Raw genomic sequence first — 20,442 nt, 5'->3', positions numbered from 1 at the left:
TCAGAAGACGGTTCATAAGGATAAATCACTATGGCACGGGTAAAGCGCGGTAATGTAGCACGGAAGCGCCGCAAAAAGATTTTAAAGATGGCAAAGGGATTCCGAGGCTCCCATTCCAAGCTGTTTCGGATTGCTAATCAACAGGTGATGAAGGCGCTACGGAATGCCTATCGCGATCGCCGCAAGCGTAAGCGCGATTTTCGTCGTCTGTGGATTACTCGAATCAATGCGGCGGCTCGTCTGCACGGTATGAGCTATAGCCAATTAATTGGCAACTTAAAAAAGGCAGATGTGCAGATTAATCGCAAGATGTTGTCACAAATGGCAATTCTTGATCCGGCTGGTTTTACGAAGGTAATGGAGATTGCTAGCCAATTTGCTGCAAAGAAAGCTGCTTAGTAGGGTTTGCTCTCTTGGTACATCAGTGAAACTGCTAATTTTAGTAACTACTGTTCTTACCTTCAATGCAGTTAGTTTTCTAGCCTTTTCGCTCTCGCCGACGATCGCGGCTGAATTGTCAGTGATCAAAAAGCGGGGGCGTTTAGTCGTGGCAGTTAAAGAAACAGTGCGACCATTAGGCTTTCGCGGCGCTAATGGTCAACTTCAGGGCTTTGAGATTGACTTAGCTCAACGTTTAGCTAAAGAATTGCTGGGGCGATCGGAGGCTGTTGAACTGAAACCGGTAACGAATCAAGAACGATTTTCGCTGGTGATTAATGGGACGGTTGATATTGCGATCGCCCATGCCACCTTAACTCCGTCCCGTCTTCGCATTCTTAGCTTTAGTTTGCCTTACTATACCGATGGTACGGCGATCATTACTCAATCTCCCACGATTCAAAAAACTGCTGATCTGACTGGAAAAACGGTTGCGGTGATCAATGGTTCTAGCGCGATCGCGGCGCTTCGGAGTCAACTGCCTAGGATGAATTTGATAGGAGTCGAGTCTTACGAGGCTGCCAGAGCAGTGCTAAATCGAGGCGACGCGATCGCATTTGCAGGCGATGTTAGCGTTCTTAGCGGCTGGTCACAGGAATTTCCTGAATACCGAGTGGTTTTACCTGCCCTTTCTTCGGAATTGCTTGCGATCGTTTTACCGAAAGGTCAGCAATATAATGAGCTAAAGCAACAAATCGACATCATCTTAACGCGGCTTAGAAATAGCGGTTGGCTTGAAGAACGGGCGAAATATTGGGGTTTGCCAATTCGATAACAATTTTTTCTCATTTCACTCTAGTGGCTGAAAATTTCAAAACATCCAAAACCTTTACGGGGATTGAAACTGGAAATAGAATGCGATCGCGCTAACGCCCACCAATCAGAAAGAGGAAAGTAGACGGCAGTAGTAGGAACTTCAGGAAAGTCAGCAGTTGACCAAAAGAAGGCTTAAGCGAGGAGAAATTTCAGAATTAGCATAAATTCAGTAACGCTAAATTAGTCAGCTAATCGGACCATCTGTTTATAGCGATCGCGTTCTTTATAGGTCGGTTAGATAGCTTTTTTGGTGATGGTTACTGTAGTGACTCCTACAGAGTTTTGTAAGATAAAGCCATAAGATTTAGTTGGTTAATACCCTTGAATCCTTTGATTGATCTGCCTTATCTATCTATCTATATTCTGATTTTTCATGGCAGTTCTGACGGGCGATCTCGCACTGCCTCAGAAGCCTTAACCAACCGTTTCCGCGATCGGGTCGCTTATCGTCAGCAATCCCCTTGGGTGACAGATAAACCAGCGGTTTCAGTCGGTGGCAGCCTACCCTTATTAGAAGGAAGTATCGTTTCTAATCTTCAAGCCGTAGAAATGTGCGATCGCGATCAGCCTTTTGTTTACGCTGCTTATTTAGAGTGTCATTCCCTGCCGTTGCACCAACAGATCGAGCAGATTGCCCAACAGGTTCAAGCCGAAAATCCACTTAAAAAGATTTCCCTACGGCTGCTGCCAGTTTTTTTGCTGCCTGGAGTGCATTTGCTAGAAGACATTCCCGCTGAAATTGCCCAAGCTCAGCAATTATTAGGAGATCAGATAATGCTAGAGGTGACTGCTCATCTGGGTTCCCATCTGGGTTTACGGGGGCTGCTCTCCGAGCGGATGTTATCTCTACCTAGGGAAGCCTGGATTTTGCTTGCCCATGGTAGTCGTCGCTTGAATGCAAATCAACCGATCGCCGCCCTTGCCGATGATGTCGGTGCCACTATTGCCTATTGGTCAACTTCACCCAACTTAGAATCGCGCCTGCAAGACTGTCTTAGCTCAGGCTGTAAAACGATTGGCGTTTTGCCTTATTTTCTGTTTCCTGGCGGTATGACTGACGCGATCGCCCACTCCATTACCCAGTTTGATCAGTCGCATCCCGCCCTCAAAGTCACTCTTACCGAGCCACTCAATGCTAGCGCCGGATTGGTTGATTTGCTGGTTGACCTAGCAGGCGAATGACGAATGACGAATGACGAATGACGAATAGCCAACCCCTAAAAATCACGCTTCGATCGCTGTTTTTTAGTGCTTCACACCTGAAATCTCATACTCCGCACCTTTCAATTTCATTTCTGCACTTTGCACTCTGCACTCCATACCCTGCACTCTTTTTTTCTATGAAGCAACTTGGCAAAGTTTATCTTGTTGGCGCTGGACCGGGTGATCCTGGCTTAATGACGCTTAAAGGGAAGTCTCTTTTAGAGTGTGCCGATGTGGTGGTTTACGATGCTTTGGTCAGTCCTCAAATTTTAGCCATGATTAATTCCAACGCCGAGCAGATTAACGCTGGAAAACGAAAAGGAATGCATTCTTTAGTCCAAGAAGACATTACCCAATTATTGGTGAATAAGGCGAAGCAAGGCGGCTGTATTGTGCGTTTGAAGGGTGGAGATCCATTTATCTTTGGGCGGGGTGGCGAGGAAATGGAAGAATTGTTGGCTGCTGGAATTCCGGTGGAAGTCGTGCCAGGGATTACCTCGGGGATTGCTGCCCCCGCCTATGCGGGGATTCCGCTGACCCACCGCAACTACAGTTCTTCGGTTACCTTTGTTACTGGGCATGAAGGGGCTGGAAAGTATCGTCCGGCGGTGAATTGGTACGCGATCGCCCATGGTTCCGAAACGATTGTGATCTACATGGGAATTCACAATCTCCCTTATATTGTGGGTCAACTGTTAGCCGCAGACTTAAGCGCCACAACTCCCATTGCTTTAATTCGGTGGGGCACTCGCCCAGAACAAAAAGAACTGAGCGGCACCCTAGAAACCATTGTGCAACAGGTTGAAGCAACGGGCTTTTCGGCTCCCGCGATCGCGGTTATTGGTCAAGTAGTTAACCTTCACGCGATTTTGGCAGATTGTAGACCCTTTCAATCTAGTTAGTTTGCAAAGTCGATTAGTTCCTCTTCGGCAGGGTCAAATGCGCGCCAGCCAGTCGCCTGACAGATCGAGCGGATTACGCCCATCACCACCGCATCATCTCCGGTATGCACATCCAAACCCAACATCAAAATTGGCTCATCGTCTGGAATATAAAATTCTAAATGGCACTGTTCGCTAACAACACCACCCCGATCGGGATCGGTTGGATTCACTGGAAACTTCCAATCTGGACAGGTTTTAGATAATACAGACAAGACTTCTGATCTGCGTCCTAGAGGAAGCATGTCTGCATTGGTTACCCCTTCAAACGAGGTGATAGTCTTAGAAATGTTAATAAGATCGATTTGCCGAGTCATGGATCACAGTGATGAGCGTTTGTTCAGAGCCGAGGACATTAATTTAGAGTAGTAGATCTAGGAGGTAAATCTTCAGAAGTCAAATCTACTGGTGATTGGGAATGATAACCCCATCCTAGAAATTCTCTAATCCGAGTGTAAGATTAATCCTACCCACTCACTCGGTAAGTTTTCTAACTAAATTCCACCTAAAAATTCCATCTAAAATGATTGTCCCTGAATGAGTGTATCTGGTTAGCGAAGAAGTTGCCCGCACAAATTGAATTACAAGTTGAAGAAGAAGAAGCTGGAGAACGGCTCGATGCGTTTCTAGCAGAGCAATTAGTTGATTTGTCGCGATCTCGTGTACAAAAACTTATTGTTCAGCAACAGGTGATGCTCAATGGTGAAGTTTGTCTCTCTAAAAAAGAATTGGTGCAAGTCGGCGATCTCATCCATCTCACCATTCCCGATGCCGAACCGCTCAATCTCCAGCCCGAAGAGATTCCCTTGGATATTTTGTATGAAGATGCCGAACTGCTGATTGTGAATAAATCGGCGGGGCTGGTAGTGCATCCCGCACCGGGACATTCCAGCGGCACTTTGGTGAATGCGCTGCTGTGGCATTGCCGCACTGAATCTGGCACAAGCACCTTATCCGGCATTGGGGGCATTCAGCGTCCCGGCATCGTGCATCGGCTAGACAAAGACACGACTGGCGCGATCGCCATTGCCAAGAGCGATCGTGCCCATGTTCACTTACAGCAGCAGTTTCAACACAAAACGGCACGACGAGACTATCTAGGCATCGTCTACGGTGCGCCTAAAACGGAAAGCGGCACGGTGAATGCGCCCATTGGGAGACATTCTGGCGATCGCCAAAAAATGGCGATCGTGGCTGAAGCCGAGGGTGGACGAGCCGCCGTCACGCACTGGCAAGTCAAAGAACGAATTGGCAACTACACGCTGATCAACTTTGAGCTAGAAACCGGGCGGACTCATCAAATCCGGGTGCATACTGCTCATATGGGACATGCGATCGTCGGCGACTCAGCCTATGGATCAGGGCGTTCTGTGGGGGTCAATTTGCCGGGTCAAGCGCTCCACGCCTGGAGATTGCGGTTAAAGCATCCGGTATCAGAGGAGTGGATAGAAGCGATCGCCCCTCCGCCAACGTCCTTCACAACGCTCCTAGACGTGCTGCGAAAGCGCAAGTAGAGTGAGAAGTTTTGAGTTCTGGATTCTGAGTTTTGAGTTTTGAGTTTTGAGTTTGCCATTCGCCACTCGCCATTCGTCACTCGCCATTCGCCATTCCCCCTAGTCTACTGCGGTTTCAGTAGTGTCACTTTTAGCGTGAAGTTACCCGCCGCCACCTCGCCAAACGATCGCACTCGAATGGAGTAAGTGCCCGTTTTGGTGATGCGAGTAAACAGCAGTGAATTGGTGGTGCCGTCGGGTCCATCGTCGTTTTCAGCAACTGTGGTGCCGTCGCTAGCCAAGAGATAAACCAGCGTATCGAAGTTCTCGGATGCCAAATCGATCGCCAGTTGGCTCCCTGCTTGGAGAGACACCACATAATCACGGGCAAACCCCCCTTGCCCGGTAGGAATGTCTTTGTTCGAGAGCTTATCGACCACATTTTTGCCCGGTGTCAGCGGGATCGGCGTGTAAACAGCGACTTGAGCGATGGCAGGAGGCACATTGATTAGCAAAAAGGCGATCGGGAGGGCGAAAGCAGACGGGAGAACAGCAAAGAGGCGCGACATGAAAATTTTCCGGCAGAAAAATATAGGCGATTTCCCTAATTATGACTCAGAGATTTACGAATTCACTGATTTAATTGGTTTGTCGTGTCAATGCTGCTTCTAGGTCAGCGAGTTGCACTGCCCCCTGCAAGGGATCGCCATTCATCACAAAAAACGGAGTGCCTTCAACGCCCAGTTTTTCGGCGATTTCCAAATCTTGGTTGATGGCGGTTGCGGCGGCGCTACTGGTGCGATCGCGCTCAAACTTCGCCAAGTCTAGCCCCAAAGATTTTGCGGTTGATTGATATAGTGTCTCGCCCAACTGCTTTTGGTTCGTAAACAGGGCATCGTGAAATTGCCAAAATTTGCCTTGCTGTCCGGCTGCCCACGCCGCTTTAGCCGCAGGGAGCGCCTCTGCATGAATCGAAGTCAGCGGCAAATGTTTGTAGGTCAGCGTCACGGTATCCCCATGTTTCGCCATAAAGTCCTTGAGTGTGTCATTAGCTTTGGCGCAATAGGGACACTGAAAATCGGAAAACTCGATCAACAGCACCTTGCCATTCTTCGCGCCTTTGGTTGGTGAGTTGCCAATCACAGCTTTAGGGTTGGCTTTGATCTGCTGCAAAAAAGCTTGTTGGGCTTTTCGCTGAGCTTCTTGCTGCTTTTTTTGATACGCCTGCACTGTTTCCAAAATGGCTTCTGGATTCTCTCGAATAATTTGCAAGACTTGATCCCGGAGTTGAGGATTGATCTCGCTGCCGCCTGCTTCTGCGGGCAGCCAACGATTGATCAACGCAATGCATACGACCGCTAGCAGCAATCCGGGCAACTGCTGAAACTTAATGATTTTTTTGAGTTGTCTGGTTGCCTGCTGCCAAAACTGATGGTGACTCATACATTCTCCTCACGTTTCACTCCTTGCGATCGCCCCCATTTTGCCACAGAGATTCTTAAGTTGGGGTTGCTGAATAGAGGCGATCGCCTCTATTCAGGCAGATGATCCGGATCAAAGCCTTGCGATCGCAAAAATGCTTCCAGTTGTTCTCGTCGTTGCCGTTCAGCCTTGGCTCGTTCCTCTAGCGTTAAATAGCGATCGCCCTTGACATCAAACCAGGCTAACTGCTCCTGCGGCAGATTGTCAGACATTACCTGACATCGCCCGATGCCTAATCCCACTTCTGGCATCCAATAAGGTTCACTGCTCTGTAACTGGTAGTCTCCATTTACCAACTTGTATACCTCAAACGGCTGATGCTGGTTGCGCTGCCAATACTCTGGGTTGTATACCACATAGTACAAAGTCCCTAGCTTGGCATAGAGGTTTTTCTTCTCGTCATACTCTCCTCTCAAGGTTTGCGACACCATCTCCAAGACCAAGATCGGCACGACTTCCACTTCTTCCCACACTGCATAGCTCTTACGCGACTTGCCTCCCTTCTTGCGCTCAACGCCAAGGCTTAAAAATGCATCAGGGACGACCGGGATACGAGGATTGTCACCCGTTGTATGGTAGACCGCCATATCCACGCCAAAGTACCAGTCCATCCGCTCTGCCCAAATGACTTTGAGTAAAAATAACAGCACATTGGGCAGCAGATTTTGGTCTTCGTTATCCACAGGAGTATCATCTGAATCGGGGAGTTCATCAGTAGAGGGTAGGTTCTTCAGGTCGATCTGAAGCATAGGGAAACCTCACGTGTCCTGGATAGGCTCTATTGTAGGCGATCGCCCCTATTCTGCCAGAGGGAGCTTCAAGTTGGGGTTGCAGAAGAAAATTGCCGCCCACTCCCTAGGAATGGCTGCTGTCAGTTCGCATAGAGACGATACACTAGGAAAGATTTGCGACGCATGAGGTAAAGCATGGCATCCATTCGGGAGTTGCACCAACAACTGATTCAAAAAGAGCGATCGGCGGTAGAAGTGACCCAAGAAACCCTCGATCTCATTCAGGCAGTGGAACCCAAACTGCATAGCTTTTTGCAAGTCACCGCAGACTATGCCTTGACGCAAGCGCAACAAGTGGATGCCAAAATTGCAGCAGGTGAAGCGATCGGACTGTTGGCAGGCATCCCCATTGCGATCAAAGACAACATTTGCACGAAAGGAATTCGTACCACCTGCGCCTCGCGCATCTTAGAAAACTTTGTGCCCCCCTACGAAGCCACTGTTACTCAAAAGCTGCTGGATGCAGACACCGTCATGGTCGGCAAAACAAACCTAGATGAATTCGCTATGGGCGGCTCTACCGAAAACTCGGCGTTTCAGCGCACTGCCAACCCCTGGGATATTTCCCGTGTGCCGGGTGGATCGTCGGGTGGATCGGCGGCGGCAGTGGCAGGCGGTGAATGCGTCGTGTCTATCGGTTCCGATACGGGTGGTTCCATTCGTCAACCGGCTTCGTTTTGCGGCATTGTCGGCATGAAACCCACCTATGGCTTAGTGTCGCGTTATGGATTGGTGGCGTTTGCCTCGTCATTGGATCAAATCGGTCCCTTTGGGCGATCGGTGGAAGATGCTGCAATTTTGCTAGGGGCGATCGCGGGGCACGATCCCAAAGACTCCACCAGCCTCAAGGTTGACATTCCCGACTACAGCCAATTTCTGATTCCTGACCTAAAGGGCAAAAAAATTGGCGTGATCCAAGAAACCTTTGGCGAAGGCTTGAGTCCCGATGTGGAAAAATCGGTTCGCGCCGCGATTCAGCAGCTAAAAGATTTAGGCGCTGAAATTATTGATATTTCCTGTCCCCGCTTTCGCTATGGCATCGCCGCCTACTACATCATTGCTCCCTCCGAAGCGTCCGCAAATCTTGCCCGCTATGACGGCGTAAAGTATGGTGCCCGTGCCGAAAACGCTGACAATTTGATGGAAATGTATACCCGCACCCGTGCTGAAGGCTTTGGAGCCGAAGTAAAACGCCGGATCATGATTGGCACTTACACCCTTTCCGCTGGCTACTACGATGCCTATTATCTGAAAGCCCAAAAAGTTCGCACGTTGATGAAGCAAGACTTTGAGGAAGCCTTTCAAAAAGTTGATATATTGGTTACCCCAACCGCCCCTTCCACTGCCTTCAAAGCAGGCGACAAGTCTGCCGATCCCCTCAGCATGTACCTGATTGACCTGATGACCATTCCCGTTAACCTAGCAGGACTTCCGGGCATCAGCATTCCCTGTGGCTTCGATGCTAATGGCTTACCCATTGGTCTGCAATTAATCGGCAACGTCCTCCGCGAAGACCAAGTGTTTCAAGCCGCCTACGCCTACGAACAATCCACTACCTGGCATCAAAAAACACCTGAAATAAACTTAAAATAGGAAAAGCGATCGCCCAATTTGTCATTGTAGAGCGATCGCTTAATCAAAAAATCAACTTGAAATTTGATGCTACAAGCTCTAGATTCATTAACGAGCAGCAGTTGCTAAAGTTTTCATAGAGGATATTACTGAATGAGGCTTAGAGTTTATTCCCATTTCTAGTTCCAAGTCAGGCACTTCCTGCCAGCAATGAGGGCAAAACCAATATATTGATCCATGGCGAACATGACGAAGAACTTTTGCAGAGCAGCATGGGCAAGTGATCATAGCTACCTTTTAGATTTTTTATTAAAGTAAATTGCTGTAATATTTCAGCAAAAATTTTGATCAGCTTAAAATTCTCATCTCAAAGATAGAAAAAGAAGCTTAAAGTAGCAATCAGTCAAAAGGATGTTGTCTCGTACTTTTACTGCATTGGAATATTTATTGATGTGTTTTTTGATGCCAGAAATTAATTTCAGTGGCTCAACTTCACCTATTTTCAAACCTTTGAGCGGTAACAACTTAATTTCAAAAGAAGTACAACTTTATCTAAAGATTTATTTTGTTGACTGCTTTGTAACAATCTGAAGCATTCCTTCACACTGTTCAACCATTTTCAAGTGAGGGAATTCAATCAAAATGGGCGCAATAGTTCGGTCAGCGCCATCGCTAAATACTCATACTGAGCAGGGTAATTGTAAATCTGAGCAGAAATGCGAACTTGCCGACCCATTGGGTGCCCCCAAGGAATGATTGGCACTTCAATTTGATACTTTTTGAGTAGTGCGTCATGCAGTAGTTGCCAATCTCCATCCGGCAGCGGTACTACTGCTAAAGAACCAAGCATGTCGTTAGGGCAAGGCGGGGAAACATCCAGTGCCCTGCAAAGAGTCTCTCTAGCCGCGATCGCCAGCGATCTATTCGTTGCCATCACTTCCGTCCAACCACCGGGGAACAGAGAATCCATGAACTGAATTGCAGCGGGGACGGACAGATACGCCGTTGGGTCAGCGGTTCCCATCCAATCAAATTCCAGGTGAAAGCGGCTACGATTAGGGCGATCGACATTGGCACCATGGCTGATGGTTAGGGGACGAATTTTAGGCTGGAGATCGCGCCTTACAACCAAAAATGCTGCTCCTTTTGGGCTACAAAGCCATTTGTGACAATTGCCAGTGTAATAAGTGGCGTTCAATTCGCGTAAATTTAGCGGCACCATTCCGGGCGCGTGGGCACCATCAATCAGGGTTTCAATCCCGCGCTGGTTGAATTCTTGGATCAGTTCAATCAACGGAAACACTAATCCCGTTTGACTGGTAACGTGATCGAGCAACGCTAACTGAGTGCGACTAGAAATCTTGTCTACAATTGCTTCCAAAATTTGGCTAGAGGAGGTCAGCGGGAAAGGAATTTCTGCAACGACAACTTTTAATTCTTGCCGCTCAGCAATATAGTTCAGCGCATTACGGCAAGCATTGTATTCATGATTGGTCGTTAACAGTTCCGCTCCGGGCTGAAATGTCAGCGATCGCAGCACTGCATTTATCCCCGTTGTTGCATTAGGCACAAATACTAAATCGGCGGCATCAGCCCCGACAAAAACCGCGAGTGCCTCCCTTGCCTCATCCAACAACGGCTCAACATCAACTCCCAAAAATTGGAGTGGCTGTCGTTCCATGCGCTGCCGATAGTGCTGTTGCTGCTCTAAAACCGCGATCGGGCACGCTCCAAAAGACCCATGATTCAGAAACGCGATCGCTGGATCAAGCGACCAAAATTGGGCAAAGGACTGTTGAACACCAGTAACTAGCTGCCGATCTATTGCCATCTAAGCAAAGCTCCTCGATCTAATACGGCATGGCGAGTCAAGACTGGCTTCTCAATAACCAGTAATCTGAATTTAAATCTAAAACTCCCCAGGCTGGATTCGAACCAGCGACCAATCGATTAACAGTCGATCGCTCTACCACTGAGCTACTGAGGATTACAGCGCGCTTCTTATCGTACCGACAAGTGGCTCGTTTTGACAAGGCTTTTTTAAAAATAGCTGTTAGGCGAATGATGAATGACGAATGGCGAATGGCGAATGGGTAAAAGTGACGCACTCGAAACTCGAAACTCGAAACTCGAAACTCAGCATTCCCGACTCACAATTCCTGACCATTGCACTTTTTTCTCACGGCTGCGGCGATAGGAAAAGAAATGGTGAGGTTCCTGATAGGTGCAGTGGGGCGAGATCGCGATTTGATCGGGGCTGATGCCTAATTGAGTTAGCTGAAGGGCATTCACCTGACGAACATCGAGCCGCGCCCGTCCGGGTTCTGGGTCATCGAATATTGGAGAGCCGGGTATTTGGCGTAGACAGGCGATCGCATCTGGCAAATTGGTTAAATCAATCGTGGCAATCGTGGCTCCTACTTGGGCTGCTACGTGTTCAGACACTTGATAGACGGCTCCTGAAATTGCTGGACCCATGGCAATCCGGAGGTTTTTTAGATGACTGCCTTGGGATTGAAACTGAGCGATCGCCTCAGGCACAATTTTTTGCGCTGTCCCACGCCAGCCTGCATGAACGGCAGCAACCTGTCCCGTGACTCCATCGGCAATTAGCACGGGTGTACAGTCAGCGCTACACACCCATACTGCCTGATTCGCTTGCTCGGTCACCAATCCATCGGCGGCAGGTAGCTCTAGTAGGGGAACATCGCTCTGGTTACCGATTTCAATTTGAGCGGGTGTGAGAATCACGTTGCCGTGTACTTGCTTGACTCGATAGGCTGTAGCGGCGGGTTGCAATCCTAGGGTCAAGTCTTCTGGCAAGCGAGGGTAAGACTGTTGGGTAAAAAAGCCATGTTTCCAGGGATCTAACACACTGCAAGTTAGATAAGGAAGATTGTTCCAGGTGTGCCACTGCCAACTATGCATAAATGTGCTGTCAAGGTTGCGAGTTCATGCTACCGTAGCATCCTAGTTTGCAGAGCGATCGCTGAAATACACTGAAGTTTTCTGAACCCAACAAGATCCTGTGCATAGCATAGCAGTCAACAGATTTAGCCCCATTTATCATCAAAGTTTTGCGAAAGCCAGGTACAATCAATCTGGACTATTCTAGTGTTGGGTTGACTAAGTTTGATGGCAGCTTTAATAGCAGCGTTGGAACTTTGTAGCCCTGAAGATCGACAGTCTGGTGTGAGCGTGTTGTCTTGGAATCTAAATAATGACAGGCAAAAAAACGGGTCAATCTACTCATGAGCTAGCGACTTACTCTTTTTGGCTAATCCAAGGAATTGCTTGGATCGGTGGAATGAGTGCGCTCAGTAGCGGTATGGCGATCGCGCAATCTTCCACAAGCGATCCCTTCTCAGCAGCACCCGCTCAACCTGTGACGGCTCCCCTAGAAACGGCTCCTATCGCTCCAGTTGCACCAGCGGCTCCGGTGGCTCCTGAATCGTTTCCTAGTGAATTCTCGGCTCCCTCTCCAGCGGTTCCCACCTATCAACCGCCTCCTGCGGCGGCTCCCGTTGCACCTCCTAGCCGTGCTGCTGAACCCTATGCCGCTCCTAGCACTATCATTTTCTCGGAGCGATCGTCGGGCTGTCAGGCAACGGTAAGATCGGGTCAGGTGCCTGATGAGTTGTGTGGTGGAAATAGGAGTAATACTGCTAGACAATCTCTCAATTCAGGACAACTTTCTACGGCAAGCGGTGCAGCCACCACCAGTCAGCTATCCAACCTTCCCGCTGTACAAGTTAGCACCCTACTTTCCACTGTCACCGGGCTAAATCCTAGTACTACTTCTCTGAAAGACTATTACCGCCGCACCCTGCGCCCCCCTGCAAAACTGGGAAACGGCAACATTCAGCTTTTATTTCCGCTGTCTATTCCTGCTGCAATTTCCTCCTTGTTTGGCTGGCGAGTCCATCCGATTAGCGGCGATGCGCGGTTTCATAGTGGCACCGATCTAGCGGCTCCCATGGGCACGCCTGTCTTGGCAGCCTATGCCGGACAAGTTGTTCTAGCGGATTTGCTGGGTGGCTACGGGCTAGCGGTGGCGCTAGAGCATAACAAAGGCACCGCGCAAACTCTCTACGCTCATTTGTCAGAAATTTTTGTGCGGTCTGGAGAAGTGGTCAAGCAGGGGGATGTGATTGGTCGTGTTGGCTCCACGGGGAACTCCACTGGACCTCACCTGCATTTTGAGTTTCGCCAACTGACTACCGAAGGCTGGGTGGCATTGGATGCGGGTGCTCAGTTGGAATATGCTCTTGCTCAACTGGTGCGATCGCTCGATTTTGCTCAAGCTCCGCCTCAATCTGCCAAAGCTAATGCTGGTATTGAAGGCGTTTTATAATAAGGCTGACCTTTTCCTACAAATATCCATGCTCTGCTAGAAACGTTGGAGTCATGTTTTCGGGCGATCGCGGCATCTCTAGGCTATCCCAACTCAGATCTTGATGGGTGACTCCTGATCGTAAGAACTTCTCGACATACTTTCCTAAAATATCGCCTTCTAAATTCACCAAACTACCCGGAATGAGATATTGCAGGTTGGTTTCAGCATAGGTTAGTGGAATTACCGCAACTGTGAAGCAACTGCCTTCGGGGTTGCAATCAGCAACGGTTAAACTAATGCCATTCACGGCAATGCTGCCTTTGGAAACGACATAGCGGGCAACTTGAGCCGAAGCCGTATGAAAGGTCATTTCCCAGGATGTGGCGGTTTGAACCGCAGATTGTAGGGTGCCTGTGCCGTCTACATGCCCCGTGACAAAGTGCCCCCCCAACTTACTGCCGACTTTTAACGAGGTTTCTAAATTAACATGTTGTGCAGAAGACCCTAGCGTAGAGCGATCGCGGGTTTCTGGAGATGCCACTGCAATAAACCCCTGCGGCAAAATATCTACGACGCTCAGACATACGCCATCAACCGCAACACTGTCCCCCAGCGCCAGATCCGGCATGATCAATCCGGACACTTGAGGCGAACAAGTGATTTGTAATTGATCGGAGTCGATGGGCTGCAAAGTTCCCAACCCTTGAACTAATCCTGTAAACATGGATACAACCAAATGATTAGATTATTTCAGCCACCAATCGTGGCAGTTAAGAATATCTGCCTAGTCTAAGTTCTCAGGAACAAGAAGACAGCCTTTCTGACAGAATAGATAGATTTAAGCTGTTCAAGACACTGGTTTTAATGGGACGTTTTTCATCCCAAAAAATAAGAGAAGAGTAGAACTCAGTTGCCAAGGTTGAAGTTAAAAGTTTAAACGCTTGAAAAGCAGATTTTTCGTTATCAAAACTAAGAAAATAAACAGTATCATCGAAAATAATAGGCTTGTTTTCATAGTTTTCCAAAAGGCGAAAATTTAGTTTTTTGTACAATCCACAAATTGCAATTTTCCAAGGCGAAAATGTATAAGCTCCCACTCCAAAAATAGAGAAACGAGGATTCCCTTGATAGATTTTACTCTTTCTAGCATCTAAATAATCTGCATGATCTTCTAAATATCTCCATGTCTTTGGAGCTAAAAATCTTATCAGTTCAGTTGATTCGCCAATAAATCTCTGTGGCACTAAAACATATCGGCTGATAGTTACTGTGCGATTTTGAGCCACATCAGAACCTTTAACTAAAGGGAAAAGATAGGTTTCTTCAAGATCGATAATTTCTCCTAATCCATTAACAAAAGCATTCTCAATTTTGCGAAACTCCATAATGCTTGAACAGTCATGTTTAATGCCAGAACGCCATCTTACTCCTGATTGTGGCTCATACAAGTCACTTAATCTATCAAAAGATATTAAATCTCGGATAAGAATATTATGCTGGTAACCTATTCGATGACATTGAGTTTCCTCTAAGCTACTGAACACATCACAAAAATAATTTTGTGCATTTGGTTCAAATTTACAAAAGAATAGACAGGCATCAACAGCCGCGCCAAAATACTTCTTAGAATCTATTTCATAAACTGCACAGTAAGAAAGATTCAGATTATGAGCCTTAATGTAGTTTAGCAATTTTCTTGAAACAGAAGTTTTGCAAAGCATTGCCAGACAAGCATCGCGCTTATGTATAGATTGAATGGTTCGGATCAACATCCATTCCGAAATATCAAAATTGCTTTTTCCTGTGATTGCATCTAAGCCACTATGATGCTGAAAGTTCTCTTTTTGAGGTAAGTTTTTACCTCCAATCATTCCTTGTCGAGAGTTCGTTACCCAAGGAAAATTTCCCAACACTAAAATAGTGTTATTGAATTCTTCAGTGAGGGGAAACCAGTCGAAATCAAAAAAATTTCCCTGTCTGATTTCGATTCTTTTATCTTTTAATAGCCAATTATCTTTCCCGATTTCTTCTACATAGTTTGAATTTATCTCAATCCCGATAATTTTTTCTGTTCGTTTAAATAAAGTTGCGGAAGCCTTAATAAAATTACCTACTCCACAAGTTGGCTCAACAATAACGTTAGGATTAATTCCAAGTTTTACCAGTTTTTGGCAAATTCTCTCAGCTAGATCCAGTGGGGTTTGAAAATCTCCGTATTCTACTTTTTTCACGTTAGAAGCCGGAGTCATGAATTTGCCCTATAAACAGCAATGACTCCCTCTTCTTGACCAGCCCGCTCCATTACTCTTCCGTATTGAAGTCGCCATTGCAAAGCATTTGAAATAGTTAAAAATCCTTGAACTGGCGATCTTCTCAGAATTTCATCTGCGATGCTTGCCGCCTCAATTTCATCCACGGGCAGATTGCGATCTAGCATGAATGCAATTAAATCGTCTGCATTTCCTTCATTTTCCAAAATGCTGCGAATTCCACGAGTCATCTGAAAATCTGCTGTTCTTTCGGCACTCACGAAAAGTGTATTCAAAATACTCAAATTCGCAGTGCGGCTTGTGCTGTTATCTGTTTTGGCGTAGATAAATATGATCAACGAGTATCCAAGCCCAAAAATCTTTTGTCGCGCAGATTTGAAGGGACATGATGACTGAGGCTGTTTTATGCTGGTTACTTTCACATCAACAAGCAATCCTGGAAAATCGATTCCACTTGCTGAATTGCCCTCCACAAAATCATACTTTCCCTTTAGATAAAGTCTAAACTTTTGCTCTAGGTAGGTTCCAACTGCTTTACCGTCTGTAATCCCGTAGAGCAAAGGTTCTGGGTGATGAGACTCGGCTGCTGAAAATATTGCGGCTTCAGAGCATAAGGCTTCTATGGTCAGGTTTGACATAGATACAAGTGAGAATCGTGTCAAGTGGAATATTGTAGCTTTGTATTTGTAATAGTTGCATGAATAGCTTCAACGAGATCATTAAGACGATAGAGCCAACCATATTGAGATTACCGCTAGTTGTGATAATTTATCGGCGGCGGCTGATCCCAACTGGCTATCAACTTTAATTTGACAGGTGATTGCTTCTAACTCAGTACTTCTGCACCCAGAGCCTTCAACCATCAGCAAGTATGAGGATTTTGTAAACGTAAATTTAGCGCATGGTGCGATAGGATTTGGGCAGCAATCAGGGCATACTAAAGCTCATGGATATTTCCATTGTATAACTGTTCACTTCGCTGGAGTGACTGCTGAGAATCTATCAAGTGAACCCAGCTTTAGACAAAATTCTTGGCTGTCAGTTTCACGGGGTGCTGAGCAATTGGTTTCCCCGTTTATGATCAAGAATGTACTAGATTAGAGTTCCTTTAGTGTTTATCCGCTGGTTTAGATTTCGTTTCAGGTGTTCTAGAGGCTAAGACGATGATTGAAATGAAAGTCGCTGGAATTGCGTTGGATGCGGTAACACGCAGCCCAATTGTGCTTTTGAGAGATTTCACTGAACGCCGAGCGCTGCCTATCTACATTGGAAACGACCAGGCAAAAGCGATTATCAACGCGATCGAGAACCAGGCACCTCCTCGCCCACTGACTCATGATCTATTGGTGAACATGCTAGAAGCGTGGGGCATGACCCTAGAACGGATTGTGATTCACTCTTTGCAAGACAATACCTTTTATGCGTCGCTGACAGTAGTTCAGGGAGATGTGAAAAAAGAAATTGATGCGCGTCCGAGTGATGCGATCGCCTTAGCGCTACGGACGAATTGCCCAATTTGGGTGCTAGAGGAAGTCATTGCCGATGCCTCTATTCCAGTTGATCGAGATGCTGATGAAGCGGAGCGGCAAGAATTTCGCGATTTTATCTCCAGTCTGCGTCCTGAAGATTTCACCCAGCGCGGCAAGTTTAGCAGCGAAGAAGCTCAATAAGACGGTACTCTAAATTTTCTCTTGACTTAGCCTTGTTGTGACTGCTGCCATTGTCGCTGACGTTCGGTTTGGCGTTCGCGTTTTTCGGGTGTCAGAGAGTCGGCGCAGTGAGGACAGCAAATGCTATCTTCATACTCAGGTAAGGCTTTGTCCATTTCAGAAATTGGATGCCCACAACTGCGACACATCGTATAGGTTCCTGGTTCCAATCCCGGTTTAATGGAAACGCGATCGTCAAACACAAAACATTCTCCCTGCCATAGGCTGGCATCTTTTGGCACTTCTTCTAAGTATTTAAGAATGCCGCCCTGGAGGTGATAGACCTGCTGAAAGCCTTGGCTGAGCAGATATGCCGATGCTTTTTCACAGCGAATGCCGCCCGTACAAAACATGGCAACTTTTTGATGTTGCGTTGGGTCAAGTTGCTGCACATAGGCTGGAAATTCTCGAAATGAAGAGATTTGGGGATTGATTGCTCGTTGAAAGCTGCCAATATTGACCTCATAATCGTTGCGAGTATCAATCACTAGCACTTCTGGATCGGCGATGAGTGCGTTCCACTCGGCTGGGGTCACATAGGTGCCTACCTGCACACCTGGATTTGCTTCTGGCTTACCCAAGGTAACAATTTCGCGCTTTAGCTTCACTTTCAGTCGCTCAAATGGGGGTGTCTGAGACAGGGATTCTTTATGAGCTAAGTTTGCAAGTCGTGGATCAGCTTTGAGCCATGCTAAGAGACTATCGATCGCTTGCCGAGAGCCTGCGATCGTGCCATTGATCCCTTCATTCGCTAGCAAAATTGTTCCTTTAATGTCTTGCGCACGGCAATAGTCCAGCAGAACAGGTTGCAGTTCAACCCAATCCAACAACGGCACAAACTTATAGAATGCTGCAATGACCCAACTCATAGGCTTTCCATTCAAGAACCAAATCTTACGCGGTATGCCAATTTAAAAAGAACCATACCTTCAGCAAGGAGTGATCATTCCAGCCTACCTTAAGGTGCTTGGCGTGGCTATTACCTTTCGCCGATTTTGCTTGAATCAGGAAATTGAAAGCAAGACAACGGCTCATGGCTAAATTTTTTCCCAAGAAGGTAGCGTTTTGTCTAAAGATTTAGCCTTGGGGGGTGTCATCAATTACGTCAAATGACGGATGTTTAGGTAAATTGGGGATATTCTTGACTGAAGTTCCGAAAACTATTGAGATTACCGTGTAGATAGGTTAGTACAGGGTTTGGCAGCTATTGTTAGACCAGATCATTAGTTAGTGCCTGCAGGAGTCCGTGATGGAAAAGCATATGTGTTCCGGTGATTCAGGAAAGTTTGACAAAGATAAACAGGGCGATCGCGATTTTCTTAACGCTCTGTTTCATGCCGAGGGAGTTCATTTTACTGGGACGGCTGATCAGCCCTTCACCGAAGATGCCGTTCAGGTAGAAGACCTACCGGGTGCCAAAATTTCCTATCCCTGGAATCCTTGCGATCCTGAATCGGAAAGTTTTTTTCCAGAGCAAGCCTCTTTCTTAGATGGTTGGCAAGAATCAGAGATTGCCACTCGCGCCAACGATTTCTTTGCCCAAATCGAGCGGCAATGGTCTATGACCAGCTTACAAACTTCTTTGGCTCAACGGTTCTCGGCGCGAATTCCCCAAGAGTTACTGGCAGCGATCGCGGCACAGGCTCAAAAGCTGGTGGCAGAATCCCGCAAGGCAGTTACAGACTCTTTTTCACTGGCAGATCAACTAGTGCAGTGTATTCAAGAAGTTGCAATTAATCTAGGTCAGGAAGACCTCTACGTTCAGGCGCGGCTTCTAGAACCCATGCGGAATAGTAGTTCAGAAACTGCCGTCGATAATTTGCTCACTCAAATTCCTCAAGCAGAATGGCATCAGCTATCGGAGATTCAAAAGGCACGACTTAGCCTCGCGATCGCCCATTGCGCGATGGATGAATTGCGATCGTCCGCTGAGGATTGAGCCGTCAACCTACCGTTTTTAATTTTTTGGGGGTAGATTTTAAATCTACCCCTACTTTTTTGGGACGTTCTTCTGAATTCGCCCCTGGCGTTCTTTCTTATCGATTAGTGTGAACCATGAGAAACTGACCATTGCCATTAATCTCGCCATCGCAGGTCGCAAAATTTGTTCCCAGCCAGATCAGGTAAAACCGCCAGATTCGACGGAATCTAGTAAAGTCGATGCCATAATCTAGATTCTTAACCTCGTCATAGCTGTCATCAAAGTTCTTCAGCCAAGCTGCAAAAGTTTTAGAGTAGTTTATGCCATTGAGATACCATCGATTCACCGTTGTGAAATCTTGGTTGAATGTAGGAACGGTATCAAAACTCCAATAGCGACCGTGGGGAAAAATATATTTGTGAGTGAAAACGCTGGAAATATTATTTGGAGTGCGAACCGTGATGATATGCAGGAAAAACTTGCCTTCGGGCTTCAAGAACGAGGCTAACTTTTTAAAGGCATGGGTTAAATTTCCAACGTGGCAAAACACGCCAACAGAAAGAATTTTGTCAAATTTTTCTTCAAACTGCGCCTCATTCAAATCCCCTTCCACCAGCGTGAAACGACCTGAACTGAGATAACTTTCAGGGTCTTGCATCTTTTGCCGCATGTATTCACATTGCTCATGGCTGAGATTCAACCCTGTAAATCTGACATTCGGAAACTTAGACAAAATATAGTTGGGAATGCAACCCCAACCACAGCCAAAATCTAAGATATTGTCGCCATCTTGAATGTCAAGTTTTTCAATCAGGTCGTCAAGCATATAGATTTGCGATTGCTCAAGATCAACGGCTCCTTTTTCCCACAATCCCATGCTGTATTTGGGATAAATTAGCTGCCAATCTCCAATCATTCGATTCAACATGCCTTGAGGAAGATCATATTGAAGCTTCATCAAGTCTCTAGAGCCTTCTGCCACATGGTCAGTTTCTTCTAAAACCCATTCGTAGGGGGCAAGCAGGGCTGGAAAATGCTTAAACAAAATGGGCATATAGGTATCAAACAGCGATCGCAACACCGAGTCAGGCACCTCTAACCCGTTAATATACGACTCGGCGAGCGCCATCTGCATCATGTTCACAACTCTGGCAGCCCCACGAGTTGCTTGGTAGGCTAGGGGGCTTTTAGTGGCAATGTTACCAATCGCAGGAATGTGGCGCTGAAAATCTTGTCCTGTGGATATGGAAGTCATGGGTTATCTCCAGTAATCCTTTGAGGAATTCTCAGTTAAGATGCCACGAGAAAACTAAACTTTACGGAGCCTTAACTTTTTTTCAAGCTTGTCTCAACATAAGTCAAAGCAACCTTACAAAGGTATACAAAGAAATTGGGCGTTGCATAATAGAAATATGAAATCAGGGTAAAAGCAATGCAGTGTCCCGAATGCGGTTCAAGTGAGGTCAGTAA

Annotated in this window: 20 protein-coding genes and 1 tRNA gene; 9 read left to right on the top strand and 12 right to left on the bottom strand. The window is 46.8% G+C overall.

Going from position 1 to position 20,442, the window contains the following annotated elements:
• Window positions 1–30 precede the first annotated feature (30 nt).
• The 4 genes from rplT (at window position 31) to cobA (ending at window position 3,359) form a co-directional block, all read left to right on the top strand.
• Window positions 31–399 (top strand): 50S ribosomal protein L20, encoded by a 369-nt coding sequence (gene rplT, locus AB3R30_RS22045; protein ID WP_171573337.1) that lies wholly within the window; start codon window positions 31–33, stop codon window positions 397–399.
• A gap of 25 nt (window positions 400–424) precedes the next feature.
• Entirely contained in the window at window positions 425–1,213 is a 789-nt protein-coding gene (locus AB3R30_RS22040) for a transporter substrate-binding domain-containing protein (RefSeq protein ID WP_458651363.1), read from the top strand.
• Window positions 1,214–1,575: 362 nt separating this feature from the next.
• Complete coding sequence (locus tag AB3R30_RS22035) at window positions 1,576–2,436, top strand: sirohydrochlorin chelatase (protein WP_458651362.1); 861 nt, start codon at window positions 1,576–1,578, stop codon at window positions 2,434–2,436.
• Window positions 2,437–2,594: 158 nt separating this feature from the next.
• Window positions 2,595–3,359, top strand: a complete 765-nt coding sequence (cobA, locus tag AB3R30_RS22030) for a uroporphyrinogen-III C-methyltransferase (RefSeq protein ID WP_458651361.1) — start codon at window positions 2,595–2,597, stop codon at window positions 3,357–3,359.
• Here the strand turns inward: cobA and AB3R30_RS22025 are convergent.
• Window positions 3,356–3,715 carry a hypothetical protein gene (locus AB3R30_RS22025; protein ID WP_458651360.1) on the bottom strand — a complete coding sequence of 120 codons (360 nt, stop codon included), beginning with the start codon at window positions 3,713–3,715 and terminating at the stop codon, window positions 3,356–3,358. The genes cobA and AB3R30_RS22025 overlap by 4 nt on opposite strands.
• A gap of 246 nt (window positions 3,716–3,961) precedes the next feature.
• Here AB3R30_RS22025 and AB3R30_RS22020 point away from each other — a divergent pair, with 246 nt between their 5' ends.
• Window positions 3,962–4,912, top strand: a complete 951-nt coding sequence (locus AB3R30_RS22020; protein ID WP_458651359.1) for an RluA family pseudouridine synthase — start codon at window positions 3,962–3,964, stop codon at window positions 4,910–4,912.
• Between the two features lie 104 nt (window positions 4,913–5,016).
• Here the strand turns inward: AB3R30_RS22020 and AB3R30_RS22015 are convergent, their stop codons facing one another.
• The 3 genes from AB3R30_RS22015 to AB3R30_RS22005 form a co-directional block, all read right to left on the bottom strand.
• A complete protein-coding gene (locus AB3R30_RS22015; RefSeq protein ID WP_458651358.1) occupies window positions 5,017–5,460 on the bottom strand; it encodes a PPC domain-containing protein in 444 nt (147 codons plus the stop codon).
• Window positions 5,461–5,530: 70 nt separating this feature from the next.
• Window positions 5,531–6,334, bottom strand: coding sequence for a DsbA family protein (locus AB3R30_RS22010; RefSeq protein WP_458651357.1), 804 nt, complete (start codon window positions 6,332–6,334; stop codon window positions 5,531–5,533).
• Between the two features lie 89 nt (window positions 6,335–6,423).
• A complete protein-coding gene (locus tag AB3R30_RS22005) occupies window positions 6,424–7,122 on the bottom strand; it encodes a Uma2 family endonuclease (RefSeq protein WP_458651356.1) in 699 nt (232 codons plus the stop codon).
• Window positions 7,123–7,299: 177 nt separating this feature from the next.
• Here AB3R30_RS22005 and gatA point away from each other — a divergent pair, with 177 nt between their 5' ends.
• Complete coding sequence (gatA, locus tag AB3R30_RS22000) at window positions 7,300–8,757, top strand: Asp-tRNA(Asn)/Glu-tRNA(Gln) amidotransferase subunit GatA (RefSeq protein WP_458651355.1); 1,458 nt, start codon at window positions 7,300–7,302, stop codon at window positions 8,755–8,757.
• A 616-nt stretch (window positions 8,758–9,373) separates the two neighbouring features.
• Here the strand turns inward: gatA and AB3R30_RS21995 are convergent.
• The 3 genes from AB3R30_RS21995 to pgeF form a co-directional block, all read right to left on the bottom strand.
• On the bottom strand, window positions 9,374–10,567 hold the full coding sequence (locus AB3R30_RS21995; protein WP_458651354.1) for an aminotransferase class V-fold PLP-dependent enzyme: 1,194 nt from the start codon (window positions 10,565–10,567) through the stop codon (window positions 9,374–9,376).
• Between the two features lie 84 nt (window positions 10,568–10,651).
• A tRNA-Asn gene (locus AB3R30_RS21990) sits at window positions 10,652–10,723 on the bottom strand.
• A 149-nt stretch (window positions 10,724–10,872) separates the two neighbouring features.
• Window positions 10,873–11,664, bottom strand: coding sequence for a peptidoglycan editing factor PgeF (gene pgeF / locus AB3R30_RS21985; RefSeq protein WP_458651353.1), 792 nt, complete (start codon window positions 11,662–11,664; stop codon window positions 10,873–10,875).
• A gap of 292 nt (window positions 11,665–11,956) precedes the next feature.
• Here pgeF and AB3R30_RS21980 point away from each other — a divergent pair, with 292 nt between their 5' ends.
• Window positions 11,957–13,090 carry a M23 family metallopeptidase gene (locus tag AB3R30_RS21980; RefSeq protein ID WP_458651352.1) on the top strand — a complete coding sequence of 378 codons (1,134 nt, stop codon included), beginning with the start codon at window positions 11,957–11,959 and terminating at the stop codon, window positions 13,088–13,090.
• A 16-nt stretch (window positions 13,091–13,106) separates the two neighbouring features.
• Here the strand turns inward: AB3R30_RS21980 and ribE are convergent, their stop codons facing one another.
• The 3 genes from ribE to AB3R30_RS21965 all read right to left on the bottom strand — a co-directional run bounded on the left by ribE (window position 13,107) and on the right by AB3R30_RS21965 (window position 15,980).
• Window positions 13,107–13,796 carry a riboflavin synthase gene (gene ribE, locus AB3R30_RS21975; protein ID WP_458651351.1) on the bottom strand — a complete coding sequence of 230 codons (690 nt, stop codon included), beginning with the start codon at window positions 13,794–13,796 and terminating at the stop codon, window positions 13,107–13,109.
• A gap of 73 nt (window positions 13,797–13,869) precedes the next feature.
• Window positions 13,870–15,321, bottom strand: a complete 1,452-nt coding sequence (locus AB3R30_RS21970; RefSeq protein ID WP_458651350.1) for a class I SAM-dependent methyltransferase — start codon at window positions 15,319–15,321, stop codon at window positions 13,870–13,872.
• Complete coding sequence (locus AB3R30_RS21965; protein WP_458651349.1) at window positions 15,318–15,980, bottom strand: type II restriction-modification system restriction endonuclease; 663 nt, start codon at window positions 15,978–15,980, stop codon at window positions 15,318–15,320. Before AB3R30_RS21965 ends, AB3R30_RS21970 begins: the two co-directional genes overlap by 4 nt.
• A gap of 525 nt (window positions 15,981–16,505) precedes the next feature.
• Here AB3R30_RS21965 and AB3R30_RS21960 point away from each other — a divergent pair.
• Window positions 16,506–17,012 (top strand): bifunctional nuclease family protein, encoded by a 507-nt coding sequence (locus tag AB3R30_RS21960; RefSeq protein ID WP_458651348.1) that lies wholly within the window; start codon window positions 16,506–16,508, stop codon window positions 17,010–17,012.
• Window positions 17,013–17,038: 26 nt separating this feature from the next.
• On the opposite strand, the gene trhO is transcribed toward AB3R30_RS21960, so the two are convergent.
• A complete protein-coding gene (gene trhO / locus AB3R30_RS21955) occupies window positions 17,039–17,920 on the bottom strand; it encodes an oxygen-dependent tRNA uridine(34) hydroxylase TrhO (protein ID WP_458651347.1) in 882 nt (293 codons plus the stop codon).
• Window positions 17,921–18,300: 380 nt separating this feature from the next.
• Between trhO and AB3R30_RS21950 the strand changes: the two genes are divergently transcribed.
• Window positions 18,301–18,990, top strand: a complete 690-nt coding sequence (locus AB3R30_RS21950) for a hypothetical protein (RefSeq protein WP_458651346.1) — start codon at window positions 18,301–18,303, stop codon at window positions 18,988–18,990.
• 97 nt (window positions 18,991–19,087) lie between these two features.
• Here AB3R30_RS21950 and AB3R30_RS21945 read toward each other — a convergent pair whose 3' ends face one another.
• A complete protein-coding gene (locus AB3R30_RS21945) occupies window positions 19,088–20,227 on the bottom strand; it encodes an SAM-dependent methyltransferase (protein ID WP_458651345.1) in 1,140 nt (379 codons plus the stop codon).
• Between the last annotated feature and the right edge of the window lie 215 nt (window positions 20,228–20,442).

This window comes from Sivoneniella epilithica UHCC 1019 (genome assembly GCF_040830845.1).
Classification (GTDB): domain Bacteria; phylum Cyanobacteriota; class Cyanobacteriia; order Leptolyngbyales; family Leptolyngbyaceae; genus ULC077BIN1.
The sequence above is the reverse complement of the archived record's forward strand: the minus strand, read 5'-3'. Positions and strand labels throughout refer to the sequence as shown.